The 21,439-nt window shown below is 59.1% G+C and carries 21 protein-coding genes; 9 read left to right on the forward strand and 12 right to left on the reverse strand.

The features are described from left to right. Together AC2FNB_RS06225 and AC2FNB_RS06230 are read right to left on the reverse strand one after the other, a co-directional pair. The coding region (locus AC2FNB_RS06225; RefSeq protein WP_496745136.1) for a pyridoxal-phosphate dependent enzyme at positions 1–800 on the reverse strand (800 nt) is incomplete at its 3' end. Between the two features lie 60 nt (positions 801–860). Continuing rightward, on the reverse strand, positions 861–1,649 hold the full coding sequence (locus AC2FNB_RS06230) for a hypothetical protein (RefSeq protein WP_496745138.1): 789 nt from the start codon (positions 1,647–1,649) through the stop codon (positions 861–863). A 118-nt stretch (positions 1,650–1,767) separates the two neighbouring features. On the opposite strand from AC2FNB_RS06230, the gene AC2FNB_RS06235 reads away from it, so the two are divergent. The 3 genes from AC2FNB_RS06235 (at position 1,768) to AC2FNB_RS06245 (ending at position 3,789) form a co-directional block, all read left to right on the forward strand. Beyond that, positions 1,768–2,994, forward strand: a complete 1,227-nt coding sequence (locus AC2FNB_RS06235) for an argininosuccinate synthase (RefSeq protein ID WP_496745140.1) — start codon at positions 1,768–1,770, stop codon at positions 2,992–2,994. Between the two features lie 32 nt (positions 2,995–3,026). Next, positions 3,027–3,431 carry a DUF1810 domain-containing protein gene (locus AC2FNB_RS06240; protein ID WP_480750197.1) on the forward strand — a complete coding sequence of 135 codons (405 nt, stop codon included), beginning with the start codon at positions 3,027–3,029 and terminating at the stop codon, positions 3,429–3,431. 73 nt (positions 3,432–3,504) lie between these two features. Beyond that, complete coding sequence (locus tag AC2FNB_RS06245) at positions 3,505–3,789, forward strand: SCP2 sterol-binding domain-containing protein (protein WP_480750066.1); 285 nt, start codon at positions 3,505–3,507, stop codon at positions 3,787–3,789. 49 nt (positions 3,790–3,838) lie between these two features. Here the strand turns inward: AC2FNB_RS06245 and AC2FNB_RS06250 are convergent, their stop codons facing one another. Continuing rightward, positions 3,839–4,552: a sulfotransferase-like domain-containing protein gene (locus AC2FNB_RS06250; protein ID WP_496745142.1), complete on the reverse strand. Its 714-nt coding sequence runs from the start codon at positions 4,550–4,552 to the stop codon at positions 3,839–3,841. Between the two features lie 161 nt (positions 4,553–4,713). On the opposite strand from AC2FNB_RS06250, the gene msrA reads away from it, so the two are divergent. Beyond that, positions 4,714–5,376 carry a peptide-methionine (S)-S-oxide reductase MsrA gene (gene msrA / locus AC2FNB_RS06255; RefSeq protein WP_496745144.1) on the forward strand — a complete coding sequence of 221 codons (663 nt, stop codon included), beginning with the start codon at positions 4,714–4,716 and terminating at the stop codon, positions 5,374–5,376. Here msrA and AC2FNB_RS06260 read toward each other — a convergent pair. Next, the gene (locus tag AC2FNB_RS06260; RefSeq protein WP_496745146.1) at positions 5,373–6,248 is read right to left on the reverse strand and encodes a ribokinase; all 876 of its coding nucleotides are present in this window, start codon (positions 6,246–6,248) and stop codon (positions 5,373–5,375) included. The two genes, msrA and AC2FNB_RS06260, sit on opposite strands and share 4 nt — an antisense overlap. Positions 6,249–6,251: 3 nt before the next feature. Next, the gene (locus AC2FNB_RS06265) at positions 6,252–8,507 is read right to left on the reverse strand and encodes an NADP-dependent malic enzyme (protein ID WP_480750062.1); all 2,256 of its coding nucleotides are present in this window, start codon (positions 8,505–8,507) and stop codon (positions 6,252–6,254) included. A gap of 161 nt (positions 8,508–8,668) precedes the next feature. On the opposite strand from AC2FNB_RS06265, the gene mutS reads away from it, so the two are divergent. After that, entirely contained in the window at positions 8,669–11,284 is a 2,616-nt protein-coding gene (gene mutS / locus AC2FNB_RS06270) for a DNA mismatch repair protein MutS (RefSeq protein WP_496745221.1), read from the forward strand. 63 nt (positions 11,285–11,347) lie between these two features. Here mutS and AC2FNB_RS06275 read toward each other — a convergent pair whose 3' ends face one another. Further along, positions 11,348–11,911, reverse strand: coding sequence for a nucleotide exchange factor GrpE (locus AC2FNB_RS06275; RefSeq protein WP_480750061.1), 564 nt, complete (start codon positions 11,909–11,911; stop codon positions 11,348–11,350). Positions 11,912–11,921: 10 nt separating this feature from the next. Next, entirely contained in the window at positions 11,922–12,986 is a 1,065-nt protein-coding gene (hrcA, locus tag AC2FNB_RS06280; protein WP_480750060.1) for a heat-inducible transcriptional repressor HrcA, read from the reverse strand. A gap of 111 nt (positions 12,987–13,097) precedes the next feature. Here hrcA and rph point away from each other — a divergent pair, with 111 nt between their 5' ends. The 4 genes from rph to AC2FNB_RS06300 are packed head-to-tail and all read left to right on the forward strand — an operon-like array spanning position 13,098 to position 15,926. Further along, on the forward strand, positions 13,098–13,811 hold the full coding sequence (gene rph, locus AC2FNB_RS06285; RefSeq protein ID WP_480750059.1) for a ribonuclease PH: 714 nt from the start codon (positions 13,098–13,100) through the stop codon (positions 13,809–13,811). Beyond that, entirely contained in the window at positions 13,808–14,422 is a 615-nt protein-coding gene (rdgB, locus tag AC2FNB_RS06290) for an RdgB/HAM1 family non-canonical purine NTP pyrophosphatase (RefSeq protein WP_496745149.1), read from the forward strand. Before rph ends, rdgB begins: the two co-directional genes overlap by 4 nt. Next, positions 14,412–15,569, forward strand: a complete 1,158-nt coding sequence (gene hemW / locus AC2FNB_RS06295) for a radical SAM family heme chaperone HemW (RefSeq protein WP_496745151.1) — start codon at positions 14,412–14,414, stop codon at positions 15,567–15,569. Before rdgB ends, hemW begins: the two co-directional genes overlap by 11 nt. A 3-nt stretch (positions 15,570–15,572) precedes the next feature. Then, complete coding sequence (locus AC2FNB_RS06300) at positions 15,573–15,926, forward strand: YbaN family protein (RefSeq protein ID WP_496745153.1); 354 nt, start codon at positions 15,573–15,575, stop codon at positions 15,924–15,926. On the opposite strand, the gene AC2FNB_RS06305 is transcribed toward AC2FNB_RS06300, so the two are convergent. From AC2FNB_RS06305 to mnmE, 5 genes are read right to left on the reverse strand one after another with little or no spacing between them, the layout of a single operon-like run. After that, on the reverse strand, positions 15,916–16,812 hold the full coding sequence (locus AC2FNB_RS06305) for a ParB/RepB/Spo0J family partition protein (RefSeq protein WP_496745155.1): 897 nt from the start codon (positions 16,810–16,812) through the stop codon (positions 15,916–15,918). The two genes, AC2FNB_RS06300 and AC2FNB_RS06305, sit on opposite strands and share 11 nt — an antisense overlap. A gap of 21 nt (positions 16,813–16,833) precedes the next feature. Then, on the reverse strand, positions 16,834–17,637 hold the full coding sequence (locus AC2FNB_RS06310; protein ID WP_480750054.1) for a ParA family protein: 804 nt from the start codon (positions 17,635–17,637) through the stop codon (positions 16,834–16,836). Continuing rightward, positions 17,630–18,253: a 16S rRNA (guanine(527)-N(7))-methyltransferase RsmG gene (rsmG, locus tag AC2FNB_RS06315; protein WP_496745157.1), complete on the reverse strand. Its 624-nt coding sequence runs from the start codon at positions 18,251–18,253 to the stop codon at positions 17,630–17,632. The genes AC2FNB_RS06310 and rsmG overlap by 8 nt, the downstream gene beginning before the upstream one ends. Then, the gene (gene mnmG, locus AC2FNB_RS06320; protein WP_496745159.1) at positions 18,250–20,118 is read right to left on the reverse strand and encodes a tRNA uridine-5-carboxymethylaminomethyl(34) synthesis enzyme MnmG; all 1,869 of its coding nucleotides are present in this window, start codon (positions 20,116–20,118) and stop codon (positions 18,250–18,252) included. The genes rsmG and mnmG overlap by 4 nt, the downstream gene beginning before the upstream one ends. Positions 20,119–20,130: 12 nt before the next feature. Next, a complete protein-coding gene (gene mnmE / locus AC2FNB_RS06325; RefSeq protein WP_496745161.1) occupies positions 20,131–21,417 on the reverse strand; it encodes a tRNA uridine-5-carboxymethylaminomethyl(34) synthesis GTPase MnmE in 1,287 nt (428 codons plus the stop codon). Between the last annotated feature and the right edge of the window lie 22 nt (positions 21,418–21,439).

A 21,439-nucleotide genomic window follows, 5' to 3' on the forward strand; every position in this document is an offset into this window, starting at 1 on the left:
AGCATCTCCATGATCGTGGTGCAAATGCGGTCTTCGGACAGGACCAGAACGTCCGACAGGTGGCGCGATTTCAGCAGTTCGAATGGCCTGTCACCGATCCGGCCTACCGCAGCCCCGTCAACAAACGTGTCCACCCGGCCCAGCGACACCGGATGCCCCGCCGCCAGCGCCGCTCGCAGGCAAGCGCCGCCCTTGGGTTCGACGAACAAGCAATGCGTGCGGGCGCCAAACCACGTCGATACCCCCGCCGACATGCCGCCGCCACCAACCGGCAACAGAACGTGATCGGGCACGCCGCCAAGCTGCTCTTCGATCTCGACCGCCAACGAAGCCTGCCCCTCGATCACGTCCTCATCGTCAAAGGGCGACAGGAAATGCCCGCCCTGCCGAGCGCACCATTCCTGCGCCGAGGCCAGCGTGTGATCGAAATAGTCACCGGTCAGGTGGATCTCGACATTGTCGCCACCGAACATCCGGGTCTTCTGGATTTTTTGCTGTGGCGTCGTTACCGGCATGAAAATCACGCCCCTGACATCCAGATGCCTGCACATGAATGCGACGCCCTGCGCGTGATTGCCCGCGCTCGCACACACGAAAAGATCCTGCCCCTCCTGCTTCCGCATGGCGTTGAAGGCACCGCGGATCTTGTAGGATCGCACCGGGCTAAGATCCTCGCGCTTGAGCCAGATATCGGCATCATATTTTTCGGACAAGTGCACGTTCCGCTGCAGCGGCGTCGCTGGAAAAACGGTTCGCATCGCCTGTTCGGCGGCGCGGGCGCGGGTCATGAAATCAGTCATGCCGAATTCCCTGCCCCATCACCGTTGAAAGGGCAAGGAATACATATGTGTACCCGCAGCTTACCGTAGCTCGCGTCCCTCGACAAAAACGCCGTACATCGTGGTCAGGATGCTGACATTTATCAGCGGAAGGATCAGCAGAGAGGCGAATAGAACCAAAAGCGGGCCTAGAACGGGAACAATCATCAGGACCGTGCTGACAAGCTGAACAACCACCTGAAACAGGAACGAAGCGATGATCAGAACAACGACGGTTCCTGCCGTGCCGGTCGTTTTGTTCCACGCCGCCGACATGCTCAGCGGTTGGCCGATTGCGGCAGCAGGCAGAATGATCGCCAGTGGAAACAAAACAACGAGAATTAACAGCATATAAGCGATCATCACGATGATTGGCAGCCCGGCGGACCCACCGCTGACGGCCGCAAGCAAAAACGCCATTGGCAAAATGGCAATCAGCCCCAACAACCCCAGCAAAATACCGCGCCCGAAATAGGCCAGTATCCGGTCAAACCGGAACTCGGGGAATATCCCGCTGGGATATTCTTCCAGCAGGATGAACCGATGCCAGGATACCGCAATCCAGAACATGACCGTCCAGATGATCAGCATGAAAATCGAAAGGAACAGGAAAAAGCTCCCAGTCGTAACCCCTGGCGGCAACTTGGTGGTGCCTTCGTCAAACACCTCTGGTGTGATGCCCAACGCAAAAAAGGCACCTACTATCAAAACCAGCGCTACCAGAACCGGCCCAATCGTGATCTGAAGAACCTGCTTGAGATTGCCGAAAACCATACGTACCGAATGCAGAAAAATACTCCAACCCAACATAAAAACCGGTCCCTCAACCATTTGTTGTAAGTTCCTGCTTGTTTCACCCGATTTACTATCATGCGTCAATGCACTCCGCTTGCCCCCACGTCCAAAAACCGTTAGGGGCCAAGCGTCATTCGCATCAGAGGGAAGTCAGATGTCCGCGCCCAAGAAAGTTGTTCTGGCCTATTCCGGTGGCCTTGATACCTCGATCATTCTGAAATGGCTGCAGACCGAGTATGGGTGCGAGGTTGTGACCTTCACCGCCGATCTCGGTCAGGGCGAAGAACTGGACCCCGCCCGCAAGAAAGCCGAACTGCTCGGGATCAAGCCCGAAAACATCTATATCGAAGACATCCGCGAGGAATTCGTCCGCGATTTCGTCTTCCCGATGTTTCGTGCCAACGCGGTCTACGAAGGGCTATACCTGCTGGGCACGTCGATTGCCCGCCCGCTGATCTCGAAACGCCTGATCGAGATTGCCGAGGAAACCGGCGCCGATGCCGTCGCTCACGGCGCAACCGGCAAGGGCAACGATCAGGTGCGGTTCGAACTGGCGGCTTTCGCGCTGAACCCCGAAATCAAGGTGATTGCCCCCTGGCGCGAATGGGATCTGACCAGCCGAACCAAGCTGCTGGAATTTGCCGAGCAGAACCAGATTCCGATCGCCAAGGACAAGCGCGGCGAAGCTCCGTTCTCTGTCGATGCGAACCTGCTGCACACCTCGTCCGAGGGCAAGGTTCTGGAAGACCCGGCCGTTCAGGCGCCTGACTACGTCTATCAGCGCACCGTCCATCCCGAAGACGCGCCGAACGAGCCCGAATTCATCGAAATCGGTTTCGAAAAAGGCGACGCGGTCAGCATCAATGGCGAGGCTATGAGCCCGGCCACGATCCTGACCAAGCTGAACGAATATGGCGGTAGACACGGTATCGGTCGTCTGGACCTTGTCGAGGGCCGGTTCGTGGGCATGAAGTCTCGCGGTATCTATGAGACGCCGGGCGGCACTATCCTTCTGGAAGCGCATCGTGGGATCGAGTCGATCACCATGGATCGCGGCGCGATGCACCTGAAAGACCAGTTGATGCCGCAATATGCGGAACTCATCTATAACGGGTTCTGGTACAGCCCCGAGCGCGAGATGCTGCAGGCCGCCATCGACAAGTCGCAAGAACACGTGACCGGCACCGTTCGCGTGAAGCTGTATAAAGGTCTGGCCTCGACCGTGGGCCGCTGGTCCGAACACTCGCTCTATTCCGAGGCGCATGTGACGTTTGAGGAAGACGCCGGTGCATACGATCAAAAAGACGCGGCGGGCTTCATCAAGCTGAACGCCCTGCGCCTGCGCCTGCTGGCCACGCGCAACAAGCGCACTGCCAAGTGATCGACGACGACGGCATAAACGACGAACTCGACATGTTCATCGAGGCGCAGGACACGGTTTGGGCCGCTGTCCTGCGCGAACTGACCGAGGGCCGGAAAACCAGCCACTGGATGTGGTTCGTATTTCCGCAATTGGCCGAACTGGGCCGGTCCCACATGGCGCAGCTCTACGGGATCGAGGATCTGGACGAGGCCACCGCCTATCTCGATCACCCGGAACTGCGCCGCCGCCTTGTCGAGGTCAGTCGTCTGGTGCTGACCCACAAAGACAAGAACGCCTCCGATATCCTCGGCGGCATCGACGCCAAGAAACTGCGCTCCTGCATGACGCTCTTCACCGCCGTCCCCGGCGCGCCCGGCGAGTTTCAGGATATCCTTGATTGCTTCTACAATGGCGAAGCTTGCCCCCTGACCCTGACCGCGATCCAGCACAGCTGAACGCTGCCGCTTGGTCATCCTTGCCTTGTTCCCGGTGTCTTTCTAACGCTTGCGTAAACGACAAGAGGTCACCATGGCGCTTGAAGACATTGCAAACGGCATCCAGTCCGGTCTGACCGGCAAGACCTTCGACGGTACGCTGAAATTCGACTGCGGCGCAGATGGCGTCATTGTTCTGGCGGAAAACGCAGCCTCAACTCAGGACCGCGACACCGACTGCACGATCCGGATCTCAGCCGAAAACCTGACCAAACTGCTGACCGGTAAACTCAATCCGATGACCGGGGTGATGATGGGCAAACTCAAGATCACGGGCGATATGAGCGTTGCCATGAAGCTTGGGCAATTGTTAAAATAACTGCTCTCGGTTTTCCACAATGTGGCAGCGGCTGTTCCCCCAACGCGACTCAGAGTTTGGCCGCCTTCATCTTCTCATAATACGGCAGCGCGCCGTCCAGCACCGGCTGCAACTTTTCCGGTACCAATGGCAATTCCCCTTCGGGACCCGCAAAACCGGTCGAATTCCAGACCGAACCATACCAATGCGCCGCCCAGACGCCATCGTCGGGATGTCCGCCCCTCGGCCAGTTCAGCATATGCGGTGACCACGGGACGCCGATCGCATCACACAGTTTTTCCAACATCCCAGCCGGGTCTTCGCGAATGTCGTGGCTGTCGATCACCACAGGCTCACCGCCCCAGTTGCGCACCTCGTCGAACAGTTCGGCCTGCTGCCAGAACCCGATATCGTCCAACGTCGGGTTTTCGCGTTTGGCTCCGTAGCTTGCGATCACCCGCGACGGGTGACGGATCAGGAACACGTTTCTCACGCCCCTCATCCAGTCGCGCGGAATTCCGGGGATCATGTGCTGGGTCATGTGCTTCTGATACCAGAACGGGCGCGCGCCGGGGTTTGTCCCGGCCAGCCTTGCAGCTACCTCAGCCGGGTCCCGCGATTGCGCCGCCAAAATCTCTTCGCGCATCGGATGGTTCAGCCCGGTCATCGCAAGATAGGCCGCGTAAAACGGCTCGTCGATCACCGCGCAATCGGTGCGAGCTCCGAAACTGTACATCATTGCCGTCGACAAGTTGCGCGGCCCCGACCACATCGCGATCTTCACGACGATACCTCTTTGTTCTTCTCTCCCAATTGGCGGCAAGCTAGTCGCGAGGGCCCGCGAGGCCAAGGGGTAAACAACGCTTCACCTGTGTGTGAGAACACATGTCAGCGGATTGTTTTGTGCGCAAAGCGGATGCAGCCTGATTGCAAAGGAGATCCGCCATGACCTTGACCCGTGATTTCAAAGCCTTTGCCCTGTTCACTTTGATCCTGATCGCCGCCGCGTTGCGCTGCCTGCCCGCCGTTGCCGCCGAGACCCGGACTCTGACGGTGGCCGGTGGCTGTTTCTGGTGCGTGGAATCCGATTTCGAACACGTCCCCGGCGTGATCGAGGCGGTGTCGGGATATACCGGCGGAAAAATCGATGACCCGACCTACAAACAGGTCTCCGCCGGGGGCACCGGCCATTACGAGGCGGTGCAGATCACGTTCGACCCGGCTCAAGTGTCGCGCGACACATTGCTAAGCCTGTTTTTCCGCTCGATTGATCCAACCGATGCCGGCGGTCAGTTCTGTGATCGCGGCGATAGCTACAGAACCGCCGTTTTCGTCTCTAACGCGGACGAAAAGGCCATTGCCGAACAAGCCAGGGCCGATGCACAGACAGCCCTTGGCCAAGAAATCGTGACCCCGATCCTGAACAGTTCGACCTTCTATCCGGCCGAGGCCTATCATCAGGACTACTACAAAGGCACCAAATTGGTTCTGACCCGGTTCGGCCCCAAGCGTCAGGCAAGCGCCTACAAGGCCTATCGCAAAGCTTGCGGACGCGATCAACGGGTCAAGGAACTTTGGGGCGACGCCGCGCCATTTGCAGGAAGTTAATCCAGCTTCGTATTCCGGACTTCCTCCAGACCGGGGATGACGTCCGCCGTGCCGTGCCGCGTGACCATGATGGCTGCGGCACGCATCGCTTGGGAAATCGCCTCCGCCATCGGCAACCCCCCGTCCATCCCGGCCAGCACATAGCCGGTAAAGGTGTCGCCGGCCCCGGTTGTATCCACTGGCTGCACTTTGAAGGCCGGAAAACCCTGCGATTCACCTTTGTTAGTGTCAAAGTACCGCGCGCCCCTTGACCCAAGTGTCACGACCACCTGCGCCACCGGCAGTTGTTGCGGCGCCAGTCCGGTCGCGGTCTGCAACTGCTCTGCCTCGACCTCGTTCAGAATCAGAAAATCGATATGAGGCAGTACGGCCCTGACCGCCTCTGCATCGAATGGCGCCGCCGCGTAACAAACCTGCAACCCCAGGTCGCGCCCCATCTTCGCAGCCTCAACCTGCATGTTGGTTTCGTTCTGCAATACCAGCAGATCACCCTTCTGCGTGTGGTCCAGCGCCTGTTCCAATTGCGCCAAGGTGATCTCGCGGTTCGCCCCAGGAAACAGCACGATCAGGTTTTCACCCGACTGTTCGACCGCGATAATGGCATGGCCGGTCGCCACTTCCACCTGTGCGACGTGACGGGTATCGACGCCATAACCCGACAGCCGGTCAATCGCCCAGCGCCCTTCAGGCCCGACCGCACCGATATGCCGAACCTCAGCCCCGGCCCGCGCCGCCGCAACCGACATGTTGGCCCCCTTGCCACCCAGAAACCGCGACAAATCCGTGGCCGCCAGCGTTTCACCCGGTTGCGGCAGGTGCGGCACGGCATAAACCATGTCCGCATTGATCGAGCCGAGGTTCCAGATTGCCACGGTCTACCCGATCTTGGCCGAGGCCAGAACGGCCATGTTCAGGATGTCGTTTGCTGTCGACACGGTCGAACAGATCTGGATCGGCTTGTCGATCCCGGTCAGGATCGGCCCGATCACCGTTGCACCCGCCATTTCCTGCATCAATTTGGTCGAAATCGAAGCCGAGTGTCGGGCCGGCACGATCAGGATATTCGCAGGCCCGGTCAGGCGCGAAAAGGGATAGGCCTCTTGCGATCTGGCATTCAGCGCCACATCGACGGTCATTTCACCCTCGAACTCGAAATCGACCCCGCGCGCCTCCAGCACCCGGGGCGCTTTGTACAGCTTCTCGGTACGTTCCGAGACCGGATAGCCAAAGGTCGAGAAACTGACAAAGGCGACACGCGGCTCCATCCCCATGTGGCGGGCAACGTCGGCGGCCCGCTCGGCAATGGTTGCCAGATCCTCTTCGGATGGCCATTCATGCACCAATGTGTCACCGATCAGAACGATACGACCCTTGTGCATCAGCGCAGTAATACCAGCCGCGCCATGAGCAGCATCGGCATCGAACACATGGTTGATCTGATCCAGAACATGCGCTGATTTCCGCGTTGCCCCGGTCACCAGCCCGTCGCCATGGCCGTGCGCCAGCATCAGGGCCGAAAACACGTGCCGATCCCGCGCCGCCAGACGGTGGATGTCCTTGCCGTCAAAACCCTTGCGCTGCAGGCGCTTGTACAGGAACGCCTTGTAGGCCTCCAGATGCGTTGTATTCGCCGCATTGACCACCTCGATCTCGCGCACCGCGTCGCCAAGGCCCGCAACCTCCAGCTTCTGCTTGACGTCGTCCGGTCGGCCAACGACCAGCGCTTTGCCAAAGCCCGACCGCTGATAGGTGACAGCGGCGCGCAGCACCCGTGGATCGTCCCCTTCGGCAAAGATCATCCGGCTTTGCGCCTGACGCGCCCGTGCGTTGATGCCGCGCAGGATGCTGGCCGTCGGGTCCATTCGCGATTTCAGGCCCAGTTCATAGGCATCCATGTCGATGATCGGCCGCCGTGCGGCGCCCGTGTCCATTCCGGCACGGGCCACGGCGGGCGGAATCCGGTGGATAAGGCGCGGGTCAAATGGCGTCGGGATGATGTAATCGCGCCCGAATGTCAGGTTCCGGCCATAGGCCATCGCCACTTCGTCCGGCACATCCTCGCGCGCCAGACGGGCCAGGGCGTGAGCACAGGCAATCTTCATCTCGTCATTGATGGCCCGGGCGTGGATATCCAGCGCGCCACGAAACAGGTACGGAAAGCCAAGAACGTTGTTGACCTGATTGGGATAGTCGCTGCGCCCGGTGGCCACGATCGCGTCCACGCGGACTTCGTGTGCCTCTTCCGGCGTGATCTCGGGGTCGGGGTTGGCCATCGCAAAGATGACCGGGTTGTCAGCCATGCTGGCGACCATCTCCTGCGTGACCGCGCCCTTGACCGACACACCCAGGAACACGTCCGCGCCCTTCATCGCATCTTCCAGTGTGCGTAACTCGGTCACGATCGCATGCGCAGATTTCCACTGATTCATGCCTTCGGTCCGACCCTGATAGATCACACCCTTGGTATCACAGACGATACAATTCTCATGCCGCGCACCCATCGCCTTGAGCAGCTCGATACAGGCAATCCCGGCAGCACCGGCACCGTTCAGGACAATCTTCACATCCTCGATCTTCTTGCCCGAGATATGCAGCGCGTTGATCAGACCCGCCGCACAGATCACCGCCGTCCCGTGCTGGTCATCGTGGAAGACCGGAATGTCCATCTCTTCCTTCAGGCGCTGTTCGATGATGAAGCACTCGGGCGCCTTGATGTCTTCCAGATTGATCCCGCCAAAGGTCGGCCCCATCAGGCGCACCGCACGGCAGAATTCATCCGGGTCTTCGGTGTCCAGCTCGATATCGATCGAATTCACGTCAGCGAACCGTTTGAACAGGACCGATTTGCCCTCCATCACCGGTTTCGAGCCCAGCGCCCCCAGATTGCCAAGACCCAGAACCGCCGTCCCGTTCGAAATCACCGCCACAAGATTGCCCTTGTTGGTATAGTCATAGGCCGTCTCGGGGTTGGCCGCGATGGCTTCGCACGGCACTGCCACGCCAGGGCTATAGGCCAGTGACAGGTCTCGCTGCGTGGTCATTGGAACGGTGGCCTGCACCTCCCATTTGCCGGGGGTCGGTTCCAGGTGAAAGGCAAGCGCCTCTTCGGGGGTGATCTTCGCTTTGGGCATGAGATATGTCGTTTTCCGCGCTGTTGGGCTTTTCCGCCTCTTACAGCAGGCAAGCGCCCGCCTCAACGACAATGCGTTTTCGCCTTTCGTCGCAGTTTACGGATTTGTAAGGTCCCCCCGGAACACGCCGGGAGATGTCAGTCTTGTCCAACGTCACGCCAATGATGGCGCAATATCTCGCAATCAAAGAGGCCCACGCCGATGCCCTGCTGTTTTACCGGATGGGCGATTTCTACGAGATGTTCTTTGAAGACGCCATGAATGCCGCCGAGGCGCTGGATATCGCGCTGACCAAACGCGGCAAGCACAATGACCAGGACATTCCGATGTGCGGGGTTCCGGTTCATTCTGCCGAAGGATACCTGCTGACACTGATCCGCAAGGGCTTTCGCGTTGCCGTCTGCGAACAGATGGAAAGTCCGGCCGAGGCTAAGAAAAGAGGCTCTAAATCAGTGGTAAAGCGCGATGTCGTGCGCCTTGTCACCCCCGGAACTCTGACCGAAGACGCGCTGCTCGAAGCGCGCCGACACAACTTTCTGGCCGCCTATGCCGAGGTTCGTGACCAGGCCGCCCTGGCCTGGGCGGATATATCGACAGGTGCGTTCCACGTGATGCCCCTTTCACCCGTTCGGCTCAGCCCCGAACTTGCGCGGCTGGCCCCTTCCGAACTGATCGTCGCTGACGGAATGGATGGAAAGCTGGTCGAAACCACCCTTGACCTAGGCGTTCCGATCACCCCGATCGGGCGCGCAAGTTTCGACAGCACAGCTGGTGAAAAGCGTATCTGTACCCTGTTCGCCGTGGGCGCGCTGGACGCGTTCGGTACATTCGACCGCGCCGAGGTCGCAGCGATGGGCGCTCTGGTCGACTATCTGGACATCACACAAAAAGGCAAACTGCCGCTATTGCAGGTGCCCCAGAAAGAGGCCCAGGACCGCGTAGTTCAGATCGACGCCGCCACCCGCCGCAATCTGGAAATCACCCGTTCGTTGTCCGGTGGCCGCGCCGGCTCTCTGTTGTCGGTCATTGACCGCACGGTGACGGCGGGCGGCGCGCGACTGCTGGAACAACGCCTGTCCAGCCCGTCCCGATCGCCCGATATCATTCACGCCCGTCACGATGCGGTAGGTTTTTGCGTTGAAGAGACCCTTCTGGCCTCGGATCTGCGCGAAGCATTGCGCAAAACCCCGGATCTGAACCGCGCCCTGTCGCGGCTGTCGCTTGATCGGGGCGGACCGCGCGATCTGGCGGCCATCCGTAACGGGCTTTCACAGGCGGAACAAATCGCTGGCCTCTGCGCCGCTGACGACTTGCCTTCGATTCTGTCCGATGCGGTTCATAGCCTGACCGGTTTTGATGACCTGCTCGGGCTTCTGGACGCCGCGCTTGTCGCTGAACCCCCGCTGCTGGCCCGCGATGGCGGTTTCATCGCCGCTGGCTATGACTCGGAACTGGACGAGGCCCGTACTTTGCGCGACCAGGGCCGTTCCGTCATCGCCGGGTTTCAGCAGAAATACATCGATCACACCGGCATCGCCTCGCTGAAGATCAAACACAACAATGTGCTGGGCTATTTCATCGAAACCACAGCAACCCACGCCTCAAAGATGCTCGGCGTTCCCCTCAACGAGACCTACATCCATCGCCAGACAACCGCCAATCAGGTGCGCTTCACCACGGTCGAGCTCAGCGAAATCGAAACCCGCATCCTGAATGCGGGCAATCTGGCGCTGGAGATCGAAAAGCGGCTCTATTCAGGGCTTTCTGACGCCATTCTCGATCAGGCGGCCCGACTGAACCAGGCGGCACGCGGCCTGGCCGAGCTTGACCTGACCGCCGCGCTGGCCGACCTAGCGCGCGGGGAAAACTGGTGCCGCCCCACCGTCGACACATCCCGCGCCTTTGACATAAAAGGCGGCCGTCACCCTGTGGTCGAACACGCCCTGCGCCAACAAGGCGGGGACGCCTTCATCGCCAACGACTGCGATCTGTCGGCCGAGAATGGCGCCGCAATCTGGCTTTTGACCGGCCCGAACATGGCCGGTAAATCAACTTTCCTGCGCCAGAACGCGCTCATTGCCCTGCTGGCGCAAATGGGCAGCTACGTGCCGGCCGACACCGCCCATGTCGGGCTTGTCAGTCAACTTTTCAGCCGGGTCGGTGCATCCGATGATCTGGCACGGGGGCGCTCGACTTTCATGGTCGAGATGGTCGAAACTGCCGCCATCCTCAATCAGGCCGACGACCGCGCGCTGGTCATCCTCGATGAGATTGGCCGAGGCACAGCCACTTATGACGGCCTCTCCATTGCCTGGGCCACGCTGGAACACCTGCACGCATCCAACAAATGCCGCGCCCTGTTTGCCACCCACTATCACGAACTGACAGCCTTGGCCGGCAGCCTCGAAGGCGTCGACAATGCCACCGTCGCGGTGCGCGAATGGGAAGGCGAGGTCATTTTCCTGCACGAGGTCCGCAAGGGCGCTGCCGACCGGTCCTATGGTGTACAGGTCGCCCAGCTTGCAGGCCTGCCGCCCTCGGTCGTCGAACGCGCCCGCGTCGTACTCGACCAGTTGGAGAAATCCGAACGTGAAGGCGGCAGGCAAAAAGCGCTGATCGACGATCTGCCTCTCTTCTCCGCTGCACCGCCACCGCCGTCGCCAATGCCGAAATCCTCGCCTGTCACTGACATTCTCAAGAATGTCCTGCCCGACGAACTCTCCCCGCGCGAGGCGCTGGACCTGATTTACAAACTGAAAGAGGCGGCCAACACCTGACCGCCCCTTCATCTTTCGAAGAATACTCTCGCCGGAGGCTTGGTCGCGCGCCGGCGAAGCCGATCAGCTTGCTGGCATCGACGACACGCCAACCTGCGCCGGGCGCAGCAAACGGTCATGCAGCATAAAGCCCTCGGCTGACACCTGAATGATGTCACCCGCCTTGGTACCCGGCAAAGGTGCCTCGAACATCGCTTCGTGCATCTGTGGGTCGAACCGATCCCCAACCTCGGGCGAAATCACTTGAATCCCATGTTTCTGGAACACGTCGCGCAGCGCGCGCATGGTCAGTTCCACGCCTTCGATCAGTGCCGCCGAAACATCCCGCTGCTCTTCGGTTGCCGCTTCCAGTGCACGTTTCATGTTGTCGTAGACCGGCAACATGTCGCGCGCCAGCTTTGATCCGCCATAGTTCTCGGCATCCCGCCGCGCTTTTTCGCCCCGTTTACGGGCGTTTTCCGCATCCGCCAGCGCGCGCATGAACTTGTCCTTCAGTTCATCCCGCTCGGCGCGCAGCGCGTCCAGCTCCAGCGCCTCTTCGCTGATTTCCGCCAACTCCTCGGCCAGTTCTTCGGCCTCTGCGGTCGCAATATCGTCCAGAAACTCTTCGTTCTTCGGCTCTGCCATCTTTCCACCTCTAGCTCCGGTCGGAAATCAGCTTTCCAACCAGTTGTGCCGTATAATCCACGATCGGCACGATCCGTCCGTAATTCAGGCGCGTCGGGCCAATCACTCCCACCGCGCCGATGATCTTTCGATCAGCGTTCATATATGGAGACACCACCAAAGAGGAACCCGAAAGTGAGAAAAGTTTGTTCTCCGAACCGATAAAAATGCGCACACCCTCGCCGGTTTCGGTCAATTCCAGGAATTCGGCAATGTCGCGCTTGCGTTCCAGATCATCAAACAAGCTCCGGATACGCTCCAGCTCTGCCTCCTGACCGGTACCGTCCAACAGATTCGCTCGTCCCCGCACGATCAGGCGGGCCGAATCTTCGCCATCTCCATCCCAAAGGGCAAGGCCGCTCTCGACGAGTTCGCGCGCCAGCGCATCGATTTCCTGACGCCGCGCGGCGATGTCGCTCTGCATCATCCGACGGACCTCGGTCAGCGTCCGCCCCTCGATCAAGGCATTGAGGAAATTGGCCGCCTCTCGCATCGAACTGGGCGTCTGTCCCGGCGGCGGCGAGAACAACCGGTTCTCTACATGCCCGTCTGAAAACACCAGCACCACCAACGCCCGATCATGCGCCAGCGACACGAATTCGATATGCTTGATCTCGGCCTCATGCTTGGGCGTCAGCACCAAAGATGCACCGTGCGTCACGTTCGACAAGGCCGATCCGACCCTGTCCAGCATGCCGCTGACATCGCCCGCATTATCGCCCAGGGTGGCGTCCAGCTTCTGCCGGTCGTCCGCTCCCAGATCGCCAACTTCCAGCAATCCATCAACGAACATGCGCAGTCCCATCTGCGTCGGCACGCGGCCTGCGCTGATATGGGGGCTGTTCAACAGGCCCAGATACTCCAGATCCTGCATCACGTTGCGAACCGTAGCGGCGCTGACCTTTTCGCTTAACGTCCGGGTCAGGGTACGGCTGCCAACGGGCTCGCCACTGTCAAGATAGCTTTCCACGATCAACCGGAAAACCTCGCGCGACCGTTCGTTCATCTCGTTCAGGATTTTGTTTGCTTCACTCATCAGCGCCTCTTACTGGGTCGCCATTAAATCGCAGGTTCGGGAAAGGTCAATCGGGGTTGCATCGCCATACGTGCGGGCGGTATCCCGAGACCAGCAAACAAAGGATTTCTCATGCGACCCTCAGGACGAGATTTAAGCGAAATGCGCCCGGTTTCAATCGAGACGGGATTCACCAAACATGCCGAAGGCTCTTGCCTGATCAGAATGGGTGACACCCATGTTCTGTGCACCGCAACCATCGAAGATCGTGTGCCGCCTTTTATCAAGGGCTCGGGGCTGGGCTGGGTCACCGCCGAATACGGCATGCTGCCACGCGCGACCAACACCCGGATGCGGCGCGAGGCCGCGTCGGGCAAGCAAGGCGGTCGGACTGTTGAAATCCAGCGGTTGATCGGCCGGGCCCTGCGTGCCGGTGTCGACCGTGTGGCCCTTGGCGAACGTCAGATCACCGTCGACTGCGACGTCATTCAGGCCGATGGCGGAACCCGCTGCGCCTCGATTACCGGTGGCTGGGTCGCGCTCCGCCTTGCGGTTAACAAGCTGATGAAGACAGGCGATGTAATCTCGGATCCGCTGATCGACCCGGTCGCCGCCGTATCCTGCGGTATCTATGCCGGCCAACCTGTGCTTGACCTCGACTATCCCGAAGACAGCGAAGCGGGCGTTGACGGCAATTTCATCATGACCGGTTCGGGTAAGCTGATCGAGGTACAGATGAGTGCCGAAGGTTCGGTTTATTCCCGCGATCAGATGAACCAATTGCTGGATCTGGCGGAAAAAGGCGTCGGTGAACTGGTTGCCGCCCAAAAGGCCGCCACCGCATGATACGGCACTTCGACGGCGACACACTGCTGGTGGCAACCCACAACAAGGGCAAGCTGGAGGAGATGGCGCATCTCCTCACCCCATTTGGGGTCAAGGTTGTGGGCGCGGGCGAGATGAACCTGCCGGAGCCGGAAGAAACCGAGGATACATTCGTCGGAAACGCCCGGATCAAGGCCCATGCCGCTGCCCAAGCCACTGGCCTGCCGGCGCTGTCGGACGATTCCGGCATCACCATTGACGGGCTGGACGGCGCACCAGGTGTCTATACCGCCGATTGGGCCGAAACCGAAAATGGGCGCGATTTCCTGATGGCCATGGCCCGCGCCCATACCGAGCTTGAGAAGCGCAACGCCCCCCATCCTCGCACCGCCCAGTTTCGCTGCACCCTGGTGCTGGCCTGGCCCGATGGTCATGACGAAGTGTTCGAGGGCATCGCTCCGGGCCAACTCGTCTGGCCCATTCGCGGAGCCGAAGGCTTCGGCTATGACCCCATGTTCGTGCCCGACGGCTATGATCAGACCTTTGCCGAGATGGACCGTTGGGAAAAGAACAAGATCAGCCACCGGGCAAAAGCGGTGGAGAAATTCGTGCAGGGTTGTTTTGGCGGATGATTGGCGCAACGGGGGCTTTGGGCTCTATGTGCATTGGCCGTTTTGCGAGGCCAAGTGCCCCTATTGCGATTTCAATAGCCACGTTTCACGTGAAATCAATCAAAACCAATGGCTTAACGCCTATCTGAGCGAGCTCGAACGCTCCGCCGCGGAAACCCCGAACAGGGTGCTCGACACCATCTTCTTTGGCGGCGGCACCCCATCCCTGATGGACCCCGCCACAGTCGCGGCTGTCATAAACAAGGCGCGTGCCCTGTGGCGGCCATCCAACGACATGGAAATCACGCTCGAGGCCAATCCCGGTTCGGTCGACGCGGGCCGCTTTGCCGCCTATCGCGATGCAGGGGTCAACCGTGTGTCGATGGGAATTCAGGCGCTGAATGACGAAGATCTCCGCCGCCTTGGCCGCATACATACCGTCGCCGAAGCGCGCGCGGCTTTTGACATCGCCCGCAATTGCTTCGACCGCGTCAGCTTTGACCTTATCTATGCCCGCCAGCACCAGACGCTTGAAGGTTGGCGCGCCGAGCTCACTGAAGCCTTGTCGATGGCTATCGATCACCTGTCGCTTTATCAACTGACCATCGAGGAGGGCACCGCATTCGGCGACCGCTATGCAGTCGGAAAATTGCGCGGCCTGCCCGAGGATGACAGCGCCGCCGACATGTATCTTGCTACGCAACAAGTCTGCGAGGCGCATGGCATGCCCGCTTACGAAATATCCAACCACGCCCGCGACGGCGCTCAATCGCGGCACAACCTGATCTATTGGCGCTACGGCGATTACGTTGGCATCGGCCCGGGCGCGCATGGCCGCCTCACATTGGGCGGGCGCAAATTCGCAACCGAAACCGCCTTGAACCCCTCCGCCTGGCTGAATGCGGCTGCGGCGGGCAACGGCGAAAGCGCCAGAACGGAACTGACCACACAGGAACAAGCAAACGAATACCTCATGATGGGGTTGCGGGTGTCCGACGGCCTAGATGTTGATCGTTATCAACTGTTGTCAGGCAAAACTATGCCTTTCGAAACGATATCCCATCTGACCGAAATCGGAATGATCGAAACAGAAGGAAACCGCCTGCGCGCAACTCGTGACGGGCGGGCGGTTCTGAACGCGGTCATCCGCGAGCTTCTGGTGGACTGAGCGATGCACTACATCTGGGCCTTCTTGGGATTGACCTGCGTCGCGCTCGCCATGATCGGCGTGTTCCTTCCGCTGCTACCGACCGTTCCCTTCCTGCTGCTCGCTGCATTCTTCTTTGCTCGCTCCTCCTCGCGTCTGCACACCTGGCTGCTGACACATCGCAGCTTTGGCCCCCTGATCGTCGACTGGCAAACCTCCGGTGCAATCAAAACGCGCGCAAAAAAGGCGGCGACCCTGTCGATCGCCGCCGTCTTTTTGCTGTCGCTTGTTCTTGGCGTTCCCTCCCACGTCCTGATCATTCAGGCCGTGGTTCTGGGTGCGGTCCTGATCTTTATCTGGACCCGGCCTAGCGGCTGAGCTTGGCGCATAGATCGTCCAGCTGATCCAGATTTTCATAGGTCAGAACGACCTGCCCCGTTTCAGTTCCGGCTTTGTGGTTGATCACCACCTTCATCGCCAGAATCGCCGACAGGTCTTTTTCCAATGCACGCGTATCCGCATCCTTATCGGAATCCGGACCTTTTGCGCGGGACTCACCAGGTTGCCTGTCTCCTTGCTGCTGTTTCTTGACCAGTGCTTCAGTGGCCCGCACCGACAATCCGTCCCGCACAACGATCCGCGCCAACTCGGATGGGTTTTCCGCCGTGATCAGAGCCCGCGCATGACCAGCCGAAAGCTTTCCTTCGATCACCAGCGTCTGAACATCCATTGGCAGCGACAGCAACCGCAAGAGGTTGGCAATGTGGCTGCGGCTTTTACCCAGCGCTTCGGCCATCTTCTCCTGCGTATGACCGAATTTCTCCATCAACTGCCGATACCCGGCGGCTTCTTCCACCGCATTCAGGTCGGCCCGCTGGATATTCTCGATAATAGCGACTTCCAGAACCTCAGTATCGTCAAATTCTCTAACGATAACAGGAACTTCGTGCAATTGCGCCAGCTGTGCAGCGCGCCAGCGACGCTCTCCGGCAACAATCTCGTACCCACCGTCGCCGGCTGGCCGCACGATCATGGGTTGGATAATGCCCTTCTCCTTGATCGAGGCCGCAAGCTCGTTCAACTGCTCCTGTGAAAACGTCCGGCGGGGCTGATTGGGATTGGCCCTTACCTTTTCGATCGGCACCCGCATGTCGGGGCGACGCGGCTCGGTCGAGGAATGACCAGCACTGTCATGCGACACATCCGCCATCAGGGCAGACAATCCACGCCCCAAGCCCCGGGGCTTGCTTTTCTTGACGTTCATCTGACCCTCCTTCTCTGCTCGCTATGCGGCGACCTTTTTGTGTTTGCTCACCATTTCCCGAGCCAGATGCCGATATGCCATAGCCCCCAGAGAGCCAGAGTCATATTGCAACACCGGAAGCGCATATGATGGCGCTTCGCTGACCCGAACATTTCTGGGTATCTTGGTTTTAAATACCATATCCCCCAGATTGTCACGCGCGTCCTTTTCCACTTGGCGGGACAAGTTGTTGCGGTTGTCATACATGGTCAACACAACACCTTCGATTCTGAGCTCCGGATTCGCAGTTTGGCGGACCTCTCGAATTGTCAGCATCAACTGTGACAACCCCTCCAGCGCAAAGAATTCGCTCTGTAGCGGCACCAGAACGGAATTCGCCGCAATCATCGCATTCACGGTCAGCAAGTTCAGCGACGGCGGGCAATCGATCAGGACATAGTCGAACCCGAATCGATCCATCGCGGTCTGCCGCAAGGCGTCATGTAACAAAAAACTGCGTTTTTCATTCGAAATCAGCTCGATATCGGCAGAGCTCAGATCCACCGTTGCCGGTACGATATAAAGCCCCTGAATCGTCGTTTCCTGAATGACTGTTTCCAGCGGGGCCTCGTCTATCAACAGATCATAGGTAGTCCAGTCGCGGCTATCGACGCCCAACCCCGTTGACGCATTCCCCTGGGGATCAAGGTCGACCACTAGAACACGGCATCCGATCTCGGTCAGACCTGCCGCCAGATTGATTGCCGTTGTGGTCTTTCCTACCCCACCCTTCTGATTTGCAACCGCAATGATCCGAGGGCCTGCTGGACGATACAGATCAACCACGTGAGACTCCTTTGATTTTCAGGATAACTGCCTGAGGCTCAGTAATACTAGTAATCGGCTCCGCTTCAAATTTCCATTCTTTGCGGGCGTCGGAAACTTCTTTTTTCCAATTCTCGCCTTTCGGTAACAGCGCCGTTCCGTCTTGCCGCAGATGCCTGTTGCAAAACGACAAAAGCGTTTTTAGGTCGGCAAGCGCTCGCGCCGACAGGATATCTGCGTTCAACGGGTCAATCGCTTCGATTCTTCGGCTAAGCACGGTGCAACTGGCCCCGCATTCACGCGCTGCATTGCGCAAAAATGCTGACTTGCGTTGATCGCTTTCGACAAACGTAAACCTTGTTTCAGGGGACGATTCTTTGGCCAAGATCGCACAAATCATACCAGGAAACCCACCACCGCTGCCAAGATCCACCCAATGTCCCTGCACATCGACGCAACGAAAGACCTGCACTGAATCCAGAATGTGCCTGTCCCAAAGCTCGCTCAGGCTGTTCTTTGACACCAGATTGATTTTCGGGTTCCAACGTTTCAACAGGTTGGAGAAGATTTCCAACCGCTCCATTGTTTCACGTGAAACATTCAGCTTGTCCGCAAACTCCGGTGTAGTCCCGTTCATGCGCCGCGAACTTTCAGATCACGCCTCAGGCGTGCCAAAATCAGCGTCAGCGCGGCGGGTGTCACCCCTTCGACCCGAGAGGCTTGGGCAATATTGACTGGACGGGCCGCAGCAAGCTTTTGTTTCAATTCATTCGACAGCCCTTCCAGCGCAGAATAATCGAACCCATCCGGAATTTCATGCGCTTCATCCCGCTTCATGGCTTCGACATCGCGCTGCTGACGCACGATGTAGTTCGCATAAAGCGCATCGCGTTCTATCTGCCGTCGGATCTCTTCCGGTACATCTCTCAGCCCACCTATCAAGGGCAACAGGTCGTCAAACCCGACATTCGGAAAGGCCAGGATCGCCATGCCGTCCCGGCGGTTGCCGTCCTGATTGACGTCGATCCCCGCACCCCGGATTTCCCGAGGGGTAAAGGTTGTCTCGGTCAACTGTCCCTTCGTTCTTTCCAGCTTCTCCAGCTTATCCTCAAACGCCAGCCTGCGGGTTTCCCCCACACATCCCGTCGCGATCCCAATCGGCGTAAGGCGCTGATCGGCATTGTCCGCGCGCAGGGACAGCCGGAATTCGGCGCGCGAAGTGAACATCCGATACGGCTCAGCAACACCACGGGTAGTAAGGTCGTCTATCATGACCCCAATATAGCTGTTTGCTCGGGTGAAATTCAGCGGCTCCTCACCCCGAACCTCCAGCGCCGCATTCAAACCAGCGACCAAACCCTGTGCAGCGGCCTCTTCGTATCCGGTGGTACCATTGATCTGCCCGGCAAGGTACAACCCCGGCACATGTGAAAGGGAAAGACGCGGGCTCAAAACCCGTGGATCGACATAGTCATACTCGATGGCATAACCTGGCTGCAGGATCTCCGCATTCTCAAGGCCTTTTATCGAACGCACATAAGCCACCTGAACTTCTTCGGGCAACGATGTCGAAATACCATTCGGGTAAATGGTGTGATCATTTACCCCTTCGGGTTCAAGGAAGACCTGATGCGAGTCCTTGTCCGCAAACCGCACGATCTTGTCCTCGATCGACGGGCAGTATCTTGGGCCGACACCCTCGATATGCCCACCATACATGGCCGAGCGAGATAGGTTTTTTTCTATGATCTCATGGGTCCGCGCGTTGGTGTGTGTGATCCCACAGGCGATTTGTGGCGCCGTTACCGATTTCGACAGGAACGAAAACAGCGTCGGTTCATCATCTCCGTCCTGGCGCTCAAGGATGGACCAGTCAATCGTCCGGCCATCCAGGCGCGGCGGTGTCCCGGTTTTCAAACGCGCCAACGGCAGCTCAAAACAGTCCAGTCGCTCTGCCAGCTTGACCGAAGGGCGGTCCCCCATCCTGCCACCAGGGCGCGAAACATCGCCAATATGAATGATGCCTCGCAGGAACGTGCCAGACGTGAGGATTACGCATTTCGCAGGTATTTCCGATCCATCTGCCAGAATGACGCCTTTAACCCGCCCTTGCTCCATCAGAAAATCAACGGCTTCGCCGGTGATGACCGAAAGGTTTTCCTGCCTTGATGTCTCACGCTGCATAGCGGCCCTGTACAACGCGCGGTCCGCCTGAGCGCGCGGTCCTTGAACTGCCGGACCTTTGCGGCGGTTGAGCAGTCGGAATTGAATGCCCGCCTGATCGGCAACGCGCCCCATTACACCGTCGAGTGCATCGATCTCGCGAACCAGATGGCCCTTACCCAACCCACCAATCGCCGGGTTACAGGACATCACCCCGATATCCGTCTCGGACAAGGTGATCAAAGCCGTACGCACACCCATCCGCGCCGCGGCATGGGCAGCTTCGGTCCCGGCATGACCAGCGCCGATGACGGCGACATCAAACTGTGAATGTTTCACGTGAAACACTCCCTACTTTCCAAGGCAGAAACTTGCAAAAATCTCGTCCAGCAAGTTCTCGACATCTATTCTACCAACAAGTGATTCCAAGGCCCGGATTGCCGTGCGCAGTTCCTCAGCCGCTATATCATAAAGGTCGGGGCCAGAGTCCAGTATCGCCAACGCCTCAGTCAGCGCTATCGCTGCCTTCTTCATTGCAACCCGATGCCGTTCCCGCGTGGCTATACCAGCACTGGTAGTTCGCTCTACTAATACATACGATATCTGGGATATCAGCCGGTCGATACCCTGTCCGGTTTTCCCCGAAACGCCCTTTGTTTCGTCCCCACGAACATCCGCCTTGGGCAAGACGTGAATATCACCGGCCTGAAACGGAATACCCAGCCCATCAACCGTCTCGGTCAGGAAAACCCGTAAGTCCGCCGAATCCGCCCGTTGGCGGGCAAGAGCAATTCCCAAACCTTCCACGTGATCGGTTGTTTCGCGCAATCCGGCTGTGTCCAACAGCGTCACCGGTAGACCCGACAAGTCCATACGAACTTCGATGACATCCCGTGTTGTACCCGCATATTCCGAGGTGATCGCCGCCTCCCGCCCCGCCAGTGCGTTCAACAGTGTGGATTTGCCTGCATTCGGCGGGCCAACAATCGCCACCTCGAACCCGGTTCGAATACGCTCGGCGATTCTGACGCCCGCAACCTCTTTTTCCAGATCAGCAATCACACCAGATGCAAGCGCCCGCACTTCAGGCGTAACATCGGTCGGCACCTCTTCGTCGGCAAAGTCGATCACTGCTTCCAACAACGACGCCGCCCGGATCAGATTGCGTCGCCAGCGTTCCGCCAGCTGTCCAAGCTCTCCGGCCAGAACCGTCTGCGCCTGTTTGCGCTGCGCCTCTGTTTCGGCATCGATAAGATCGGCAAGCCCCTCGACCTGCGACAAGTCCAGTTTGCCGTTCTCCAGCGCCCGGCGCGTGAATTCTCCGGGCTCGGCCAGACGCAGCCCCTCCATATCTGAAAGGCAACGCAGCACCGCATTCACCGCGGCCGTACTGCCGTGGATCTGGAACTCGACAACGTCCTCGCCAGTAAAGCTGGCCGGCCCCTGAAAGGTCAGCACCAGCCCCTCGTCCAGCCGCTCTCCATCCGAAGCATTCAGAACACGCGTCCGCATTCCGCGTGGCGGCAGGTCGCCGCCCGTAAGCAACCGCGCCGCGTCATGCGCCAAAGGCCCGGACAGGCGGATGACCGCCACCCCGGCCTTACCCTGTGCGCTGGCCAAAGCGAATATCGTGTCCATTCGAAGGCCTCGCGTCTGTCCT

The organism is Ruegeria sp. BHSB058, from assembly GCF_059613285.1.